General features: G+C 64.3%; 7 protein-coding genes. All 7 read left to right on the top strand.

The genetic code is table 11. From position 1 onward, the window contains the following. Positions 1-34 precede the first annotated feature (34 nt). The 7 genes from ABNQ39_RS15020 (at position 35) to ABNQ39_RS14990 (ending at position 19,206) form a co-directional block, all read left to right on the top strand. Complete coding sequence (locus ABNQ39_RS15020; protein WP_376961199.1) at positions 35-5,251, top strand: DEAD/DEAH box helicase; 5,217 nt, start codon at positions 35-37, stop codon at positions 5,249-5,251. Positions 5,252-5,259: 8 nt separating this feature from the next. Beyond that, complete coding sequence (locus ABNQ39_RS15015) at positions 5,260-8,046, top strand: DEAD/DEAH box helicase (RefSeq protein WP_376961197.1); 2,787 nt, start codon at positions 5,260-5,262, stop codon at positions 8,044-8,046. An 8-nt stretch (positions 8,047-8,054) separates the two neighbouring features. Next, positions 8,055-12,938: an Eco57I restriction-modification methylase domain-containing protein gene (locus ABNQ39_RS15010; RefSeq protein ID WP_376961196.1), complete on the top strand. Its 4,884-nt coding sequence runs from the start codon at positions 8,055-8,057 to the stop codon at positions 12,936-12,938. After that, positions 12,922-14,862: a chromosome segregation protein SMC gene (locus tag ABNQ39_RS15005; protein ID WP_376961194.1), complete on the top strand. Its 1,941-nt coding sequence runs from the start codon at positions 12,922-12,924 to the stop codon at positions 14,860-14,862. The genes ABNQ39_RS15010 and ABNQ39_RS15005 overlap by 17 nt, the downstream gene beginning before the upstream one ends. A 15-nt stretch (positions 14,863-14,877) precedes the next feature. Continuing rightward, positions 14,878-15,669 carry an HNH endonuclease gene (locus tag ABNQ39_RS15000; protein ID WP_376961192.1) on the top strand — a complete coding sequence of 264 codons (792 nt, stop codon included), beginning with the start codon at positions 14,878-14,880 and terminating at the stop codon, positions 15,667-15,669. Between the two features lie 78 nt (positions 15,670-15,747). Beyond that, on the top strand, positions 15,748-16,818 hold the full coding sequence (locus ABNQ39_RS14995) for a potassium channel family protein (protein ID WP_376961191.1): 1,071 nt from the start codon (positions 15,748-15,750) through the stop codon (positions 16,816-16,818). 72 nt (positions 16,819-16,890) lie between these two features. Further along, positions 16,891-19,206 (top strand): McrB family protein, encoded by a 2,316-nt coding sequence (locus ABNQ39_RS14990; protein ID WP_376961190.1) that lies wholly within the window; start codon positions 16,891-16,893, stop codon positions 19,204-19,206. The last annotated feature ends 1 nt before the right edge of the window (position 19,207 follow it).

Here is a 19,207-nt window from a genome sequence, read left to right as displayed (position 1 = left end):
GTTCCATCTTACGTGTCAAGGAAAAGCAGCCCCCATGGACGTGTTCTCGCTGGATGAATGGCTTCTTAGGCAGTACATGGCCTTCGCGCGGTCTTTCGTCCGGATCAGGTCGACGCAGATCAAGGAGCAGGTCGACAGAGAATACGGCGGGCGCCGGTTCTGGCCGGAACCGCTCATTCAGCTCAATCCGCACTTCGAAGCTGGAGGGTCCATTCAGAGTCTGATCGGCAGAGAGGGGCTGGATCCGGACTGCGCCAGGATCTTCCATGATGGACGCGCCCATCCGGATCAAGCCGATCGTACCCTCAAGCTCCGCCGCCATCAGGAGCAGGCGATCAGCCTCGCCGTCGATGGAAAGAGCTTCGTCGTCACGACCGGCACCGGATCGGGCAAGTCGCTCTGCTTCTTCATTCCCATAGTCGACGCGATTCTCAAGGCGAAGCGCGCCGGCGAAGGGCCTCGGACACGCGCCATCATCGTTTATCCGATGAACGCGCTTGCCAACAGCCAGATGGAGGAACTGAAGAAGTTCGTCGGCGAGGCCGACGGGGCGCTCTCCGTTACTTTCGCCCGCTACACCGGGCAGGAGAGCCAGGAGGAGCGTGATCGCATCAAAGACAACCCTCCGGACATCCTTCTCACCAACTTCATGATGCTGGAGTTGCTGATGACCCGCCAGTCCAAAGTCGACCGGCAGGTCATCGAGAACTGCCACGGGCTTCGTTTCGTCGTTCTCGACGAGTTGCATACCTATCGCGGCCGACAAGGTGCGGATGTTGCCATGCTCATGCGGCGCCTGCGCGCGCGCGTCGGCAATCCGCAACGGCCGCCGGTCTGCATCGGCACCTCGGCGACCATGGCCAGTGAAGGAGATGACGGGGACCGCGAAAAAGTTGTCGCCGACGTGGCGTCCCGTCTGTTCGGGACACCGATCGCGCGGGATGCCGTCGTCACGGAAACACTGCGTCGGGTTACCGACCCCACTCGGTCAGCCGACCATGGGCTGGCCGGTCTTGGTGAGGCGATCGACCGGGTGGCGGAAGGCAACGCGTATGATGGGTGGAGCAACAAAGAGGTCGCCCTTGATCCCTTGGCAGTCTGGATGGAGACGCGGGTAGGCCTTCGCGATGTCGACAAGAAGCCGCGTCGCGGCTCGCCACAGTCGCTGAAAGACATTGCGAGAGCGCTGAGCGAGGAAGCCGGGCGCAACGAGGAGCGGTGTGGACAGGCTCTGAAGGCTGCTCTTCTGGCTTTCAGCAAATCCGAGAAGGATCGCGGCGTCCCGGATGGACGGGACGAACCGCTGTTTGCATTCAAGCTGCATCAATTCATATCCGGTGCCGGGCGGCTCTACACTACGCTGGATGCCCCGGATCAGCGGACCGTCACCTTCGACGGCCAGATCTTCGATCCCGACCATCCAGAGAAGCGCCTGTTCGCAACCCATTTCTGCCGCAACTGCGGCCAGGAGCATCACCCGGTAACGGCGCTGGACGAGGAGGGTGCCAGACGCTTCGAGAAGCGCGAAATCGACGATGTTCCGCTGAACGAGAACGATGACCCCGACGGGGCAGCCGGCGTATGGGGCTTCCTAATGCCCGAACCGGTCGACGGGGAGTTCACCTTCCAGGGGCGGGAGGAGGATTATCCGGACCCATGGCTGGAGGAAACCCGGGCAGGCGAGATCCGGCTGAAGGCAACTTACCGCCGCACGCGCGCCGAACTGGTTATGGTTCGACCCGACGGAACCTGCGGGGGTGGCCGGAGAGCCTGGTTCCTTCCCGGCCGCTTCAAGTTCTGCCCGGCCTGCGGCGACTACCACAGCGACTCTACGCGTGACATCAACCGGCTCGCCTCCCTCAGCGCGGAGGGCCGAAGCTCAGCCACAACCATCATCATCACCGCCATCCTGCGCTGGATGCACGGTGCCGGCCACGCCATTGAGCGCGACGCGCGCAAGCTGCTGGCGTTCACTGACAACCGGCAGGATGCCGCATTGCAGGCCGGGCATTTCAACGACTTCATCTTCGTAACGCTGCTGCGCGGCGCGATTCTAGCTGCCCTTTCCCGATGCGGTGAGGAGGGATGCCGAGAGGATGAAATCGGGCAAATGGTTCAGCGGATGCTCGGCTTTACGGCCGGCAACCTGGAGCGCCGTGTCGAGTGGCTGCTCGAGCCCGATTTGAAGGGGGGAAACCTCCTTAACGCTGAACGGACCATGCGCGACGTCCTCACCCACCGCTTCTGGGTCGATCAGCGGCGCGGCTGGCGTTACACCAACCCGAACCTCGAACAACTGGGGCTGATCGAAGCGGTCTATGCGTCGCTCGACGAAATGGTTCGCGACGAGGCTCTTTTCGCCGGCGGCCCCGAGTTGTTGCGCATTTCTTCGCCCGAACAGCGTGCGGCCGCAGCAAAGGCGGTCTTCGACATCATGCGGAAGGGACTGGCGGTCGCAACCGATGCGCTCGACCGCCTGCGGATGGAGAGTGTTGCGAGCCGTGCCCGTTCGTCCATTAAGGCCCCCTGGTGTCTGGACGATGAGCGGCCCCGGACGGCCACAACCTTCATGCCGCGCCCGCCGGCGCGGCGCGACATGCAGATCCGCGACGAAGACCTCATCATTCGCGGAAGTCCTCAGAGTGCAGTCGGCCGCGCTCTCAGGGCGCTTCCCTTCGGACCTCCGGGGAGCCCGCGGCCGACCGGCGCCGACCTGATCCGCATCATTGAAACACTGCTGCGGGGTGGGGTCGAATACGGATTGACGCTTCAGGTCGTTGCGCCCATCGAAGGTGATGGGTGGCGCCTCAACCCCTCCGCCGTTCTTTTCCGGACCGCCGACGGCTCTCCTGACGTGAAGCACGACAACCGCTTCTTTCGTAGCCTCTACGGAGAGATCGCCGCTCTGCTGGAGGCCGGCGGCGGGGCGCTGTTCGGCCTGGAAGGGCGTGAGCACACCGCACAGGTGGACAGCGACCGGCGACGCCTGCGCGAGGCGCGGTTCCGCTACGGCAAGGATGACATAAAGCTGCTTGAAAAAGAGACGGAGCGTCTGAAGGAACTGCGGGAAGACAGCCGCTTCCTTCCGACGCTCTTCTGTTCCCCCACCATGGAACTGGGCATCGACATCTCGTCGATGAACGTCGTTTACATGCGCAACACTCCGCCGACGCCGGCCAATTATGCTCAGCGCAGCGGACGGGCGGGTCGCAGCGGACAGGCGGCGCTGGTGCTTGCCTATTGCGCAGCGCAGAGCCCCCATGACCAGTACTTCTTCCAGCAGCCGAAGGCGATGGTCGATGGCGTGGTCCGCCCGCCTTCGATCGACCTGACCAACCCCGATCTGGTGCAGAGCCATCTTCATGCGGAATGGCTGGCGGCCAGCCGCATCGAACTACAAGCGTCGATCAGTGCCAACCTGGACATGGAGGTTTCGGGGAAGCCGCTCCTCCCGGCAATTGCGGCAAAGGCCGTCGATGCGGAAACTGCACGTGAAGGAGAGCGCCAAGTCGCGGCGGTCCTGTCCGCGCTGGCAGCCGACTATGCCGACAGTCCGCCGGAATGGTTCACCGACGTGAATGGTGTGGCGCGGCGCGTGGTGCAGGAGGCGCCGTCCCGCTTCGCCTCGGTGTTCGACCGCTGGCGTGATCTGCTGGCGTCGGCAGAGCGGCAGGTGGACGACGCGGCCCGGACCTTGCGGGACTATTCCATCTCGTCCCGCGAGCGGCAGGCCGCCGAGTTGCGCCAGCGCGACGGCAACAACCAGATCGCCATCCTCCTGGGAGGAACGGAGAGCCAGGGAGCGGACTTCTACGTCTACCGGTATCTTGCCACGGAGGGCTTTCTACCGGGCTATAACTTCCCCCGGCTGCCGTTGATGGCTTACGTGCCTGGCGGTGAAGGCGGCGAGGGGCGCCGCTACATCCAGCGGGCCCGCTTCCTCGCCATCTCCGAGTTCGGACCGAGCAGCCTCGTCTATCATGAAGGGAGGGCATTCCGCGTCGACCGCGCCCTGCTCAAGGGCGCTGGCGGTGGCCCCGATGGGATGTTGGCGACATTCGCCACATCGGTCTGTCCCATGTGCGGCGCCAGTCATGATGGCGAACCGCCGGAGGAATGCCACGTCTGTGGTCACGAACTCCGCAACCCGCCGATCATCACGCGCCTTTACCGCATCGAGAATGTCGGCACCCGTCCGGTGGAGCGGATCACCGCCAACGACGAGGATCGCCGCCGCCAAGGCTTCGATCTTCAGACCACCTTCTCCTTCCAGCGCGCTACGGGCGTCGTTTCCCGCGTGCTGGAGGATGCCGACGGCGAGATCCTGACGGCAACCTTTGCGCCGGCCGCGACGGTACGGCGGATCAACAAGGGACTCCGCCGGCGCCGCAACGAGGGTGATATCGGCTTCTGGATCGATCCGCGCACCGGCCGGTGGGTTGGGGCTGAATCCGATGAGGGGGCACCGGATCCCCTGCGGGCGCGTCAGCAGATCACGCCCGTGGTAGAGGACCGCAAGAACGCGCTTCTACTACGTTTCCCGCAGGCGCTCAGGCTGGCGACAGGAGATGCCGTGGACACCGTGATGGCCACGCTCCAGCACGCGCTGGCCCGCGGAATCGAGACGGTTTACCAGCTCGAGGAAGGGGAAATCCTGGGTGAGCCGACTCCAAGCCGGAGGGAGCGCCATGCGCTGTTCTTCTACGAGGCGGCCGAGGGCGGCGCCGGCGCCCTATCCCGCCTTGTCAATGATGCCGACGGCTTCCGGGCGGTGGCGCGCGCGGCGCTGGTTACGATGCACATCGAAGAAGCGAGCATCGATGACGCTGCGGGCGATCCTGCTGCATTGCGCGACGCGCCGGCCCGGTGCGTGGCCGGCTGCTACCGCTGCCTGCTCTCCTATTTCAACCAGCCCGACCATGAACGGATCGACCGCCGCAACGCGCAGGTGCTGACCATTCTCCTGCGTTTGGCGACTTCGGAAAGCCGCGCGCCCGACGCGGATGCCACTGGTGGTGGACTTCCAGGCTGCCCGCCGGGCGACGGGCCGATCACAGTCGAAGGCGTCTCCGTCCCCTGGTTCTGGCGGGCGGCGCGGATCGCCGCAATCGAGGATGCCGACGCAACGGAGGAGTTGGCCGACAGCCTTGCCGCAAAAGGGGTAGATCTTTATCGCTTGCCGCGCAATCCTGAGCAGCGAACCATCACGCTCTCCACCCTGTCCAATGTCCTGAAGGACCGCAACTCGTGACCACTGCCATGCCGTTTTCCCCGGGCGAGCTCGTCCGCGCCCGTGGCCGCGAATGGATCGTGCTGTCATCGGGCGACGCGCTGCGTCTGCGCCCGCTCAGCGGGTCAGAGCAGGAAGTGGAGACGCTGGTCCCCGAGTTGGAGATCGAGCCGATCAGCCCGGCCACGTTTGATCCACCCACGGGCGAGCGGACCGGCCCGCGTGAGGCGGCGGTTCTGCTACGCGACGCGTTGCGGCTGTCCTTGCGCCGCGGCGCCGGCCCGTTCCGCAGCGCCGGGCGCATCAACTTTGAACCGCGCGCCTACCAGCTGGCACCGTTGATGATGGCGCTGCGGCAGGAGACGGTGCGCCTGCTGATCGCCGACGATGTCGGCGTGGGCAAGACAATCGAGGCCGCTCTGATCCTGCGGGAGTTTTTGGATCGCGGCGACATCGACCGCTTCGCCGTCCTTTGCCCTCCCCATCTCGTCGAACAGTGGACGGCAGAGCTGGAGAGCAAGTTCGCCCTGACAGCCACGCCGGTCACCGCGTCGGAGGCCGCCCGGCTGGAGCGCGACCTGCCCACCAGCATGAGCGTCTTTGAGGCCTATCCCTTCACCGTCGTCAGCCTGGACTTTATCAAGAGCGAACGGCGGCTGGACGACTTCCTGCGCGCCTGCCCCGACATGGTGGTGGTGGACGAGGCGCATGCCGCGGTATCCGGCGGGCGCGGACGGCACCGGCGCTTCGACCTCCTGCGCAAGTTGGCGGAGCGGACCGATCGCCATCTGGTGATGCTGACCGCCACGCCCCACTCCGGCGACGAGGAGGCGTTCCACAACCTTCTCGGCCTGCTGGCGCCGGAGTTCGGCGGCTTGCGGGAGGCCGCGGGCGACGATTACCGAACCCTTCGCGAGAAGCTGGCCGGATACTTCATCCAACGCCGCCGCGCCGACATCGAAGCCTGGCGTGAACCCGGCCTGTTCCCCATCCGCGAAACGACGGAGCAGAAATACAGCCTGTCCGGCACGGTCGAGCGGTTCTACGGCGACGTCCTCGATTACTGCGCCGAAGTCGTGGAGGCCCAGCAGGGCGAGCGGGGCCGGCGGCTGGCCTTCTGGGGCACGTTGGCGCTGATGCGCTGCGTCGGCTCCAGCCCGGCCGCCGCCGCGCGGGCCCTGCGCACGCGCGCCATCCTGGAGGAGGATGACACGGCCGAGGCGGAGCGGATCGCCGCCACCACGCTGGACGGCGAGGATCTGACCGAGGACGACGTCGAGCCGGGTGCGGCCATCGAAGACCCGCGGCTGGCCGCCCTCGTCGCCACCGCCGACACGCTGGCCGCCAACATGCCGCGCGACCCGAAGTTCATGGCGCTGAAGCGGGTGCTGGAGTCGCTGATCGGGGACGGCTTCTCGCCCGTGGTCTTCTGCCGCTACATCGCCACGGCCGAGGCGGTGGGAGCGGCGATCGCCAAGGCGTTCAAGAACCACACCGTGGAGACGGTCACCGGCGCCCTGCCGGGCGAGGAGCGCGAGGCCCGCGTGCTGGCGCTGGGGGAGGAGGAGCGGCGCATCCTCGTCGCCACCGACTGCCTGTCGGAAGGCGTGAACCTCCAGTCCTGCTTCGACGCGGTGGTCCACTACGACCTCTCCTGGAACCCCACCCGCCACCAGCAGCGCGAAGGGCGCGTCGACCGGTTCGGGCAGAAGAACGAGAAGGTCCGCACCGTTCTGCTATACGGAGAGAACAACCCGGTCGACGGCGCCGTGCTCGACGTGATCCTGCGCAAGGCCCGCGCCATCGAGAAGCAGACCGGCGTGCAGGTGCCCATGCCGGACGACGGCGGCAGCCTGACCAAGGCGCTGATGGCGGCGGTGCTGCTGCGCGCGCGCGAACGGCGGCAGATGTCGCTGGACTTCGGCATGACCGATACCGACGCCGCCAAGCAGATCGACGTCGCCTGGACCAACGCGTCGGAGCGCGAGAAGAAGGCCCGCACCGTTTTCGCCCAGCGGACCCTGAAGCCGGACGAGGTGATTCCGGAGTGGGAGGCGACGCGCAAGGCCCTTGGCGGCTTCGAGGATGCGGAGCGCTTCGTCTCCCGCTCCATGATGCGGCTGGGAACGGGTCTCGTATCGCTGTCGCGCGGCTTTGCCGCGTCCCTGCACCTCGCCCCCGACCGCCTGCAGGAGCGCTTCCAGGCCGAAGGGCTGCTGGACGACAGCGCCCAGCCCAAGCCGCTGCGCATCGCGTTCGAGGCACGGCCCGCTGCCGGCTACCTGTCGATCCACCGGGCCCATCCGCTGCCCGGCATCCTGGCCGAGAGCTTCCTGGAGAACGCGCTCGACCGCCATGCCCCAGCGGACGACCCGGCAACCCTGCCGCGTTGCGGCGTGTGGGAGACGGACGGGGTGGACAGTGTGACCACGCTGTTGCTGGTGCGCATCCGCCACCGCATCGACTCGCGCGGGCGGCTCGGTCCCCGGTTCGCCATGGCCGAGGAGGCGGGCGCCATCGCCTTCGCCGGCAAGGCAATGGAACGGATCGCCGATGGCGATGCCGCCTTCGCGCTGCTGGAGGCTGCCAGCGCCAACGTGGTGGACGCCGTGCGCGATGCGCAGATCGCCAGAGCGGTCGCGGCGCTGCCCGCCCTGAGGCCGGCGCTCGACGCACTGGCCGGTGAGCGCGCCGCCGTCCTCGCAGAGGATCATCAGCGCGTCCGGCAGGCGTTGGGGTCCAAGGCCGCCGTGAAGGTTGAGGCGGTGACGCCCGTCGACGTGATCGGTCTCTACATCCTCATGCCCCGTCTGTGACATCCATCATGGCCCGTCCCGCCTCATCCGCCGCCAAGCCCCAGCGCCGCGCCCGCCTGCGCGCGTCGCGTCGTACCGCCCGGCTGGAATTCGCCGCCATCGAGATCGTCGGCGCGCTACTCACCCCGCACCTGATGGGCGAGATCAACGCCGAGCGTGCCGGGGAACAGGATCCCGACGCCTACAACGTCCCTCCCGGCTTGAAGCTGCGTGACGAAATCGCCCGCTATTTCCGCATCGGCGAAGCGCTGTGGAGCCGCTTCGCTGCCGTGCGTGCCGCCAGCCCGGCGGCGTCGGAGCGCTTCATGCTCGACCTGCTGCGCCAGTGCTTCGGGCTCGACAACATCGCGCCGATACCGCCGATGGTGCTGGGCGACCGCGTGTTCCCCATCGGCCACACGGCGCTGGACGGGCGCGTCCCCGTCGTCATCGCGCCCGCGGCGGCGGAGGGCGCCCGGCGTCCGGGGCTGGACGAGAGCGTGGCGCAATTCGCCGATGGCGGGCGCCGCCGGTCCGCGACGCTGCTGCTCCAAGAATACCTGAACGCTGATGAGCGGGTTCTGTGGGGCATCGCCGCCGACGGGACGACGCTGCGCTTGATGCGCGACAATGTCAGCCTGACCCGCCCGGCCTGGATCGAGGCCGATCTCGGCCGCATCTTCGGCGAGGGGCTGTTCGCCGACTTCTCCGCCCTGTGGCTGCTCATCCACGGCAGCCGCTTCGCCGCCGCCGGCGCGCTTCCCTCCGATTGCCCGCTGGAGCGCTGGCGCGAAAAGGGCCGGACGGAGGGCATGACCGCCCGCGACAAGCTGCGCGACGGCGTGCGGGACGCTCTGCTCGACCTGGGCCAGGGCTTCATCGAGCACCCCGCCAACGGCGAACTCCGCGAGGCGCTGAGCAGCGGCAAGCTGTCCCGCCAGGGCTATTTCGAGGAGCTTCTGCGCCTCGTCTACCGGCTGATCTTCCTGTTCGCGGCGGAGGACCGCAACCTGTTGCATCCCCCCGGAGTGGACGAGGCGGCGAAGCGCGCCTATGCCGGGGGCTACGGCGTCGGGCGCCTGCGCGAACGCTGCATGCGCCGCACCGCCTGGGACCGTAACGCCGATGTCTGGGAGGGGCTGAAGGCCACCTTCCGGGCGCTGGGCCAGGGGGAGCCGCGGCTGGGCCTGCCGGCGCTGGGCGGCCTGTTTGCCCGTGGCCTGACGCCGCATCTGACGGCCGCGCGCATCGAGAACCGGCGGATGCTGTCCGCCATCTTCCGCATGGCCTGGATGCGGCCGGACGGGCAGCCGCTGACCCGCGTCAACTGGCGCGACATGGAGACGGAGGAGCTTGGCTCCGTCTATGAAAGCCTGCTGGAACTCCAGCCGCTGCCGCGCGCCGACAGCCGCAGCTTCACCTTCGCCAAGGGCGACGAGACCAAGGGCAACGCCCGCAAGACCACCGGCAGCTACTACACCCCCGATGCGCTGGTGAAGCTGCTGCTGGACAGCACGCTCGACCCCGTGCTGGACGCGGCGGAGGCGCGCAACCCCGCCGATCCGGCGGCGGAGATCCTGCGCTTGACCATTGTTGATCCAGCCTGCGGCTCCGGCCATTTCCTGCTGGGCGCGGCCCGGCGGGCGGCGGCGCGCATCGCCAAGCTGCGCAGCCCCGGCGTGCCCTCCCAGACGGAGTTCCAGCATGCCCTGCGCGAGGTGGTGTCGCACTGCATCCACGGTGTCGACCGCAACCCGATGGCGGTGGAGCTGTGCAAGGTCGCCCTGTGGATCGAGGCGCTGGAGCCGGGCAAGCCGCTGACCTTCCTGGACGCCCGCATCCGCTGCGGCGACAGTCTGATCGGCGTGTTCGATTATGACATGCTGCGAAAGGGCATCCCCGACGCCGCCTATGTCCCGCTGACCGGCGACGACAAGGCGGTGGCGAAGGCCTTTGGCAAGCATAACGCGGTGCAGCGCGACGGCAAGGGCGCCACCGGCTTCCTGGCCGACCTGCGCCCACCCACCGACCTGATCGACGCCCACCGGCGGTTGATGGACATGCCGGAGGACACGCTGGCGCAGGTCGCCGCCAAGCAGGCGGCCTACGTCGACCTGCATCACGGCCGCGGCTGGCAGGGGCTGAAGGCCGCCTGTGACCTGTATGTCGCCGCCTTCTTCCTGCCGAAGACCGGCAAAGCGCCGACGCCGGAGGTGCTGATGCACCCGGTCATGCCGCTGACCGACCACGTTTGGGCGGCGGTGCGCGGGACGCTGCCCTATGGGCCTCTCGGCGCCCTGGCCGACGAGGTCGCGCACCGCATCTGCGCCTTCCACTGGCCGCTCCAGTTCCCGCACATCTTCGCGCTGGGCGGCTTCGACGTGGTAGTCGGCAACCCGCCATGGGAGCGGCTGAAGCTGCAAGAGCAGGAGTTCTTCGCCGCCCGTTCCCCCGACATCGCCGGCGCCGCCAACAAGGCGGCGCGCACTGCGCTGATCAAGGCGCTGGCCAATGCCCCGGAGGACTCGCCCCAGGCCGCCCTGCTGGCCGAATTCGAATTCGCCAAGCGTGCCGCCGAGGCTTCCAGCGAGTTCGCCCGTGGCACACCGCGCTATCCGCTGACCGGCGTGGGCGACGTGAACACCTACGCCCTGTTCGCCGAACACTTCACCCGCCTGACCCGCGACCGCGGTCGGGCCGGCGTGATCGTGCCGACCGGGATCGCCACGGACAGTTCGACGAGTGCGTTCTTTGGGAGGTTGGTCGACGACGCGCGGCTGCAGGCCCTTTTTAGCTTCTATGAAATCCGACGCTGGTTCAAGGCGACCGACGACCGCAAGCCCTTCTGCATCCTTTGCATCGGTGCAGCGCGGGGAGCGGCCGAGTTCTGTTTTGAGATCGGTTCCATCACCGATCTGGAGCAGCCGGATCGCCGCTTCACCCTCACCGCCGAACAGATCGCCCGCATCAATCCAAATACCAAGACGGCGCCGATCTTCCGCACCAAGTCCGATGCCGAACTGACGGCGAAGTTCTATAACCGCGCGCCGGTGCTGATCAAGGAACGGACGCGGGAGGACGGCGGCGACGTGAACCCCTGGGGGATCACGTTTCAACGCATGTTCGATATGGCCACCGACTCCAATCTGTTCCGCACCGCCACCCAACTCACGGCGGAGGGCTGGCAGCGGGACGGTACCGACTGGATGCGCGAAGCCGACGGTCTGACCGAGCGGCGGGTGCCGCTGTATGAAGCCAAGATGATCCACCATTTCGACCATCGCTGGGCGACCTACGCCAACGGGTCCGTGGAGGACGAGGACGGCGCCCGCGACACGACGCTGACGGAAAAGCAGGATCTGGCGTTCGAGCCCACCCCCCGCTATTGGGTGCCGGAGGACGAGGTGACGCTGCGCGCCGCCCGCGTCCCTTCCGGCCTCAAGCGTGCGTGGCGCGAGGGCAGCGGAGAGCGTTGCGCGAAGGCGCTGGCCGAATGGCTGGTCGGCTGGTTCGACGTGACCGAGAAGCACCGGATGCGTGAGGACGATTTGGGGAGCATCCTCGGCCGCGACCAGCTATGGCGCTCCATTCTCGGCAAGAATCCGGCCATCTGGCTGATGGAGCCGATGACGCTGGAGAACGGGCAGGACGCCCAGCGCGCGACACCGTTGACGGCCGATGACGTGACCTTCCTTGCAGAGGGGCCGCGCGATCCCCTGGATCTCGCCGCCGCCATCATTGCTCGCAAGCAGCCGCGCTGGCTGATGAGTTTTCGAGATATCTGCAGATCTACCGACGAAAGAACCGTTATTACAAGCCCTATCCCAAAATTTGCTACGGGAAACACTATTCCGCTTTTCTACGCCGACACCGACGGCAGTCTTGCTGCCGTTTCTATTGGTCTTTGGTCATCTCTGGCGTTTGATTATTGCGCTCGAACAAAAGTAGGCGGCACACATCTTACGTATGGATTTATCAAGCAGTTCCCTGGCCTCCCCCCCTCCGCCTTCACCCCCACCGATATCGCCTTCATCGTGCCTCGGGTGCTGGAGTTGACCTACACCAGCCATTCATTGCGGCTGTGGGCAGAGGATCTCGGGCATTTCGGCGCTCCCTTCGCCTGGGACGAGGAGCGGCGGGCGCTGCTGCGCGCCGATCTCGACGCCTTCTTCGCCCGCAAATACGGCCTGTCCCGCGACGAGCTTCGCTACATCCTCGACCCCACAGAAGTGAAAGGGGCGGACTACCCGTCCGAAACCTTCCGGGTGCTCCAGGCCAACGAGCGGCGCCGCTACGGCGAATACCGCACGCAGCGGCTGGTGCTGGCCGCCTTCGACCGGCTGGCATCGAGCAATCTTGGGATCGGGTCCACCAGTGTTTCACTTCAGACGTCGCCAAGAAAAGCGACCGCCCAGGGGGATCTTCGTAGCCTGCCCGCTGGGGCATTGGCACGGCCTCTGCCGGGTGGGCCAAATGATACTCTCGCGCAACTTGCAGCCCTGCTCAAGGCGATGCCTTCCCCTCTTCCAAGCCGGCGAGTAGCGCTAGCCGCCTTGTTCGCCATGGAGCCGCGCCTTCTGACACCGCGCCTTGATGCACAACATGCAGTTGAGTGGAAGCGAGCTATAGGTAGTGAGGCGGAAGTTTTGCCGTTGGGTACCGCGGTGATTGTTCCAGCCAATCACCAGTGGGGCGCGGCCGTTCGTCAACTCCGCGCCACTGGACGATTGGTGGAAGATCTGAAGGCAGGGACATGGAGCGCGGGGGAAAGGCTGGAGGACTACGAAACTGCGGGCTGGCCCGATGGAAGAGCGGCTATCGTCCTCGACCTGATGCATGAGATTGATATTGATGCGTTGCTGAATAATCTGGCAGGCGATGAAAGGAGCTGGGTCTATGACGTTGCAGCTTGAGTTGCTCGCTTCACCTGGTTTCGCCGTCAAGCCAGATCCAGAACGGAAACAGCCTAGAATTTGGGTCCGGCGACTGGTTATATGGAAGACTTCAGGCGAAAAGGTGCGTGATATTCAGCTTCGTCCTGGACTGAATATCATTTGGTCCATTGATTCAGACGTAATTGGTCACGGTAGCGGAAAGACCCTCTTTTGCCGATTACTGCGATATTGTCTGGGCGAGCCCCGTGTCGTACCCGACGGGCAGCGCGAACGCTTATCGATGGCTTTTCGGGACGGCCATGTCGGGGCCGAAGTAATCCTTGATGGAATGTGTTGGGCGATTCTCCGCCCGCTGGGCCAGAGACGGCGGCATATGGCCATTCGTGACGGCAATCTTGATCTAATGATCAATGGTGAAGGCAATGCCACCACCATGATGCCGTTTCTCGAGGCTGTCGAAGATGCGCTGATCGGCAGAGAGGTGGCAGAGCTTATCGCACCCGACCGCACGACAGGTACGGCATGGCAGGTGGCATTGGCATGGTTGACCCGCGATCAGGAGTGCCGCTTCGATCATGTTCTGGAGTGGCGATCGACGGGGTCAGACTCCGACTCTCCAGCGCGGGGGCTTGCGCAGACCCAGCGACTGGAAGCGCTCCGGTTGCTGCTCAAGGCCATGACAGCTGAAGAGAACGTGGTTCGCAGTGAGATCGCTTCCCTTGAAGAGCGACGACGGCATGCTGAGCGTGAGGCAGACTACCTTAAATGGCAGGTGGAGGAGCAGCGACGACGATTGCGAGGGTCGCTGAACGTATCCCCGTCGGGTGAAGTGGGCGGCGATCTCGAAGACGAGGCATTAAGACAAGCAGCCATCGAACAGTTGGACTTACTTCGTGGAACAAGTGGTTTTGACGATGTCGGTGTGTTACGTCATGAATGGGAGGATGCATATAAATGCATGAAGGATATAAAGGCAGAAATTGACGTTATTGAGCAGAATATTCCTGTTCATGAAAAGCTTAGGGCACAGTTAGAGTCCGAAGCACCCGGACTATCGGCTGAATTAAATTCGGCGAAAGAGGCAATTTGCCCCGTTTGCGATGTTCCGATTGATAAGATATTGGCAGATCGGTGTAATATTTCTCAAAAACTCCCAGATATTGAACAGATTGTTAGGAGACGAGAGGCACTGAAAGTTAAAATACTTGAAGTCACCAGAACCATTGACTCACTGCGCGCAGAATTATTGAGAAAAAAGCATGAAATAGCCGTGGCGGCGCAAAGAGAAGAGCGAATTCGATTAAATCGTGACAGAGCAGAAGCTGTAAGCGATTCCATACGCGAAAAAATCTATGCGGCACGCCGTCGGGTGGACTGGGCTGATGAACTACGGCGCTCCGCTGATCTGCTTGCGAATACGTCCGATAATTTGAAGAAGCTAGACATCCTTCTTATCTCGCGACGTCAAGAAGCAACATCATATAGGGAGGGTCAGTCACAAAAGGTTCTCCGTCTTTCTGCGCATTTTGACAGCATCATTCGACATGTAATTGGAAATACGGCGCAAGGTAAATTAAAGCTATTAAGTAATGGCATTGACTTAGCAGTTCAGATGGGGGGAGAGCGCTCAACAGCCGCCATCGAATCTCTCAAGGTAATTGCTTTTGACATAGCAACGCTGTGTTTGAGCATAGAGGGGAAGGCAGAACTCCCTACATTCTTGCTACATGACAGCCCTAGGGAGGCTGATTTGGGCCTACAGTCGTATCACAAATTTTTCCGGCTTGTTCATCAAATGGAAGAGCTTAGCCCGACTCCGCTTTTCCAATACATAATTACGACCACAACTCCACCTCCCGATGAGCTCTGTAAAAAGCCGTGGCTCTGTCTTGCACTTCAAGGAGCTCCCGCCGAGGAGCGCTTGCTGAAGTGTGATTTGTGACCTTGGAGGGAGCACATGGTGGTCGGCGTACTCTCCCCTTTCGACCGCATTCGCCTGGACAAGGCCGCCGTGGATGAGGGGTTTGGGCTGCGCCACGCTGCTGAGGCTGCGGGCGATTGGCTGGCCTACGGCAGTTTGGGCGCACCGGGCGCCCTGCGGCTTACCCGCGCCGCCGAGGGCTACGTCGTCGCCGTCGACCACCCCGGCGTCGCCGCCGATCTGGCGGAACGCTGGCCGCTCTGGCCCGGCGCCGCGCCGGCCGGTTACGCCGCCTTCGTGGTAACCGACACCGCGCCGCTGCACAATCTGGTCCGCGAGATCTGGCGGCTGGCCCGCACCCTGCCCACCGCCCCGCTGCGCGCCTTCGAGGACCGCACCGCGGCGCTGCCCCGCCGGACGGAGGCCGAACGGCTGACCGTCCAGCGCATCGGTCAGGACCTGTTCCGTGCCGCGCTGATGGATTACTGGTCCGGCGCCTGCGCCGTCACCGGCCTGTCCGACGCCCGCCTGCTGCGCGCCAGCCATATCCGCCCCTGGGCCAGCTGCGACAGCGACGCGGAGCGGCTGGACGTGCACAACGGCCTACTGCTGGCCGTGCATCTGGACGCCGCCTTCGACGCCGGCCTGATCGCCTTCGCCGACGACGGCGCCCTGCTCGCCTCCCCCGCCTTCACCCCCGCCGACCGCGCTATCCTGGACATCCACGACGGCCTGCGCCTGCGCCGCCTCTCCCCCGCCCACCGCCTGCAACTTGAATGGCATCGCGCCAATGTGTTTGTTGCATTTTGCTCCAGGTCTGGTTTATGAAAGTGCCCGCTGGTTGAATGATCAATTATCTTGCATCTGGGGGCGTGCGCGGTGTCGACTATCAGAAAGCGGCTTCTGATGAACGTCGTCTCAAGCGGCATTGCGATGGCCTTCTGGAGCGGCCCTATTGCAGCATCTCAAAATTTCTTCCTGTTATTTGGCACCATTGTTCCAGGGATAATATTTTCTTTCCTTAACATGAATCGTCCATTCTTTATTTACGGGCTCATTTATCGAATTGTTTATGTTGGCGTTGGTATTCTTAGCGGGTATTTAATCGGGGCTGTCTTAGAAACCCACCATAGCGGAATGTATTTCTGGGCGTTCTTTTTGTTTTTCCTCATTATGACTTCATGGGTGGTGGCCGTCATTATTGTCCACCACAATGGTCTGTGCATCAGACCAAATCAGACAAGAGATTTCGCTCAACGTTACTTGAGGCTGTTCGATACCCGCTACCGGACGCGGATCGGTCGAATCATCGTGTTTGGCTTGTTCGGAAGCGCCTTTATTGCAAACTATTTCCACTATGATTATTCGAATAGTTATGTGATTGAATGGGGATTGGTCGCTTTCATTGCTTATTTCTTGACTTATTCTTTCGGTGATCGAATTATTAGAATGATCAATTGGTTGAACACGGAGGTATTCAGGAGGATTGCTGATACAATCGACGAGATTGGCCGAATGGAGGAAGCGCTTGCCTTCCAAGCGCGGCGCATCAAACTCTGCTTGATGCTGCTCATGTTAGTGGTGTGCGGATATGCGAGCGTGTATTACGCAGCCGATAACATCGCAGGCGGCGGCGGATTCTCGAAATGCGAAAATAATGAAAGCGGCGAAGTGATATGCCAAAAGACCTCCGCCGCTGATTCCCTTTATTTCTCAGTTGTTACTTCGGCGACCGTAGGCTTTGGCGATATTTCGCCGAGAAACGACTTCATGAAGCTGTTGGTATCCACACAGATCTTGACGAGCTTCTGGTTGGTCACGTTTGTATTGCAGGTGATCATTTCTGGCCATGGTCGTGATGGCCGCGGTTCGGCAAGAGCATCCGACAGCCATTTGCCCCGCACCGGCCCGATGCGCTTCCATGTCGGTCAAGCACTCAGGAATCGTTTCTGGGCGCGGATCAATCGGATTTCCTGATGCCGCACCGGCATGTCTGAAAATGGCGGCTCGTGTCTGATGCAAAGCGTTCGCAGCGAAGGGGCCAATGCAGTGGATGAACTCAGGCAACTCTATGAAGCCGAGTTCGCGGCCACCTTCAGCGAGGGGTGGAGCGCGAGCTACCTTCGCGCCGTCGACGATGTGCGCAATCTGCCGGAAGCGGAATGGAAGCATCCTCGTTTCCAGATGCGCCTGTGGGACATGGACGAGGTGGCCAACATCGGCCTGGGCCGCTCCGTGAACGTGTCGGGCGCCGCCTCCGATCCCGCGGTGATCGACGCGCTGTGGGAGGTAAAGACCCTGAATCTGCCGATGGGTGCGGAGCAGCGGGCGAAACAGCTCGACCTTGTCTTCGAGCGGATCATGCGGTTGGTCCACCCCAAGCACAATGTCCGGCGCCCATCGGCACGGCTGGTGCGCATTTTCGCGGTCCTGTTCCCCCATGATGTCTTGTGCCTGCTGGACGACCGCCGGATCCAGGCGCTACGCCGTTATCTGAAGATGCCGGTCCAGCGGGGCCTGGGCCTGATCGGCAACCACGTCATGATCCGGGATAACCTCCGCCGCGCCATCGGAGCGGGCCACGATCTGGAAACCGACATCCGCCAGAGCATGTTCACCTGGTACCTGTGGGAACGGGTGATCGAACCCATGGGCGAGGCGGAACTGCCCGAGGTGCCGCTCGCCGCGACGCCCCAGCCGCCGGAGCGCACGGCCACCGACCGGCCGCACGTCGTCCTGCTGCCGCCCGCCCAGCAGCGCAAGGGCATGTTCTTCGTCGCCGACAACCTGTCTCTGCTGCTGTCGATCCTACGCGCCGCCGAGGGCGGTGTCGGCCGTGACGAGATGATCGCGGCCATCATAGCGGAAGCGCCGCAGCTCAAAGCCAACTCCGCCGGGCAGGTGCTGTCTCAGGCCGTGACCCTGGGCCTGCTGACGGTGGACAGCGGCACCTACCGCCCGACGGAGGCCGGCACGGCTCTGCTGGAGGGTGAGAACCCGGCCAACATCCTGGCCAAGGTCTTCCTGCGCAACATTTACGGCTTTGCCGTCCTGCTGGACGAGCTGCGCCGCGCCGAAGGACCAGTGACCAAGTCAGCCATGATCGATGTGGTGCGCGCCTGCCGGCCGAGCTGGACCAGCGAGCGCGCCCCCAACATGCTGATCAAGTGGGCCAGCACTCTCGGCCTCATCCGCGAGCCCGAAGGCGGCGGGATCGAGTTGACCGAAGATGGCGACTATTGGGCGAGCGGCCTGCCCGACGATCCGGCGGCGCTGGAGGCGATGCGCGGTACTGCCGCGCTCGACAGCGATGCCGAGGCCGGATCTTCGGGTAACCTGGATGCGGAAAGCGATGTGCCGGCACCTGCCCTGCCCGCCATCGACGCCATTCTGGCCCGATTCGCCGAGGATCCGGAGCTGCGCTCGCTGGTCTTCACCGACGACCAGATCCGCCTGTTCCACGCCGCGCTGACCGCGCTGGAGGGCAAGCGCTTCGTCCTGCTGGCCGGCCTTTCCGGCACCGGCAAGACCTCCCTGGCGCGGGCCTATGCGCGGGCCTGCTGCGACATCCTGGGGCTGCCGGTGAAGCGGCACTATCAGGAGACCGCCGTGCTGCCGGACTGGACCGACCCGACGGGGCTGCTGGGCTTCGTCAACCCGCTCGCCAATCCGCCGGCTTACCAGGAAACCGAGACGCTGCGCTTCCTGATGGCCGCCGACAGCCAGCGCGACCAGCCCTTCTTCCTGTGCCTGGACGAGATGAACCTCGCCCGCGTCGAGCATTATTTCGCGCCCTTCCTGTCGGCCATGGAGGGGCGATCCACCCGCCTGTCCATCCATGCCGCCGGCGACGTGGTGGAGAATGTGCCGACCACCATTCCCTGGCCGCGCAATCTGGTGATCGTCGGCACGGTGAACATGGACGAGACGACGTACCCCTTCTCCGACAAGGTGCTCGACCGCGCCTTCACCTTCGAGTTCTGGGACGTCGATCTGCCCGGTTGGCGCCAGCGGGCGCTCGACAAGCGTGCCGACCCGGCGCTGGTCGGCCGCGTCGGCGATGCGCTGGAGGCGCTTTACACCGCCCTCTACCCGGCCCGCCGGCACTTCGGCTACCGCGCCTGCGACGAGGTGCTGGCCTTCTGCCAGGCCTTCGCCGGCCCCGACCCGGCGGTGGCGCTGGACGCGGCCGTGCTGGCGAAGGTGCTGCCGAAAATCCGCGGCGACGACGGCGGCACCTTGCCGAAGGCGCTGGAGGAGGCGCGCGCCGTCTGCTCAGCCCATGCGCTGAAAGCCTCGGCCGACCGGCTTGCCCGTATGGCCGAGCAACTGCGCGCGCAGGGCGTCGTCCGCTTCTGGAGCTGAC

This window comes from Azospirillum sp. A26, from assembly GCF_042604635.1.
GTDB lineage: Bacteria > Pseudomonadota > Alphaproteobacteria > Azospirillales > Azospirillaceae > Azospirillum > Azospirillum palustre.
Note: the sequence above shows the minus strand (reverse complement) of the source record. Positions and strands in the feature narration are given on the sequence as shown.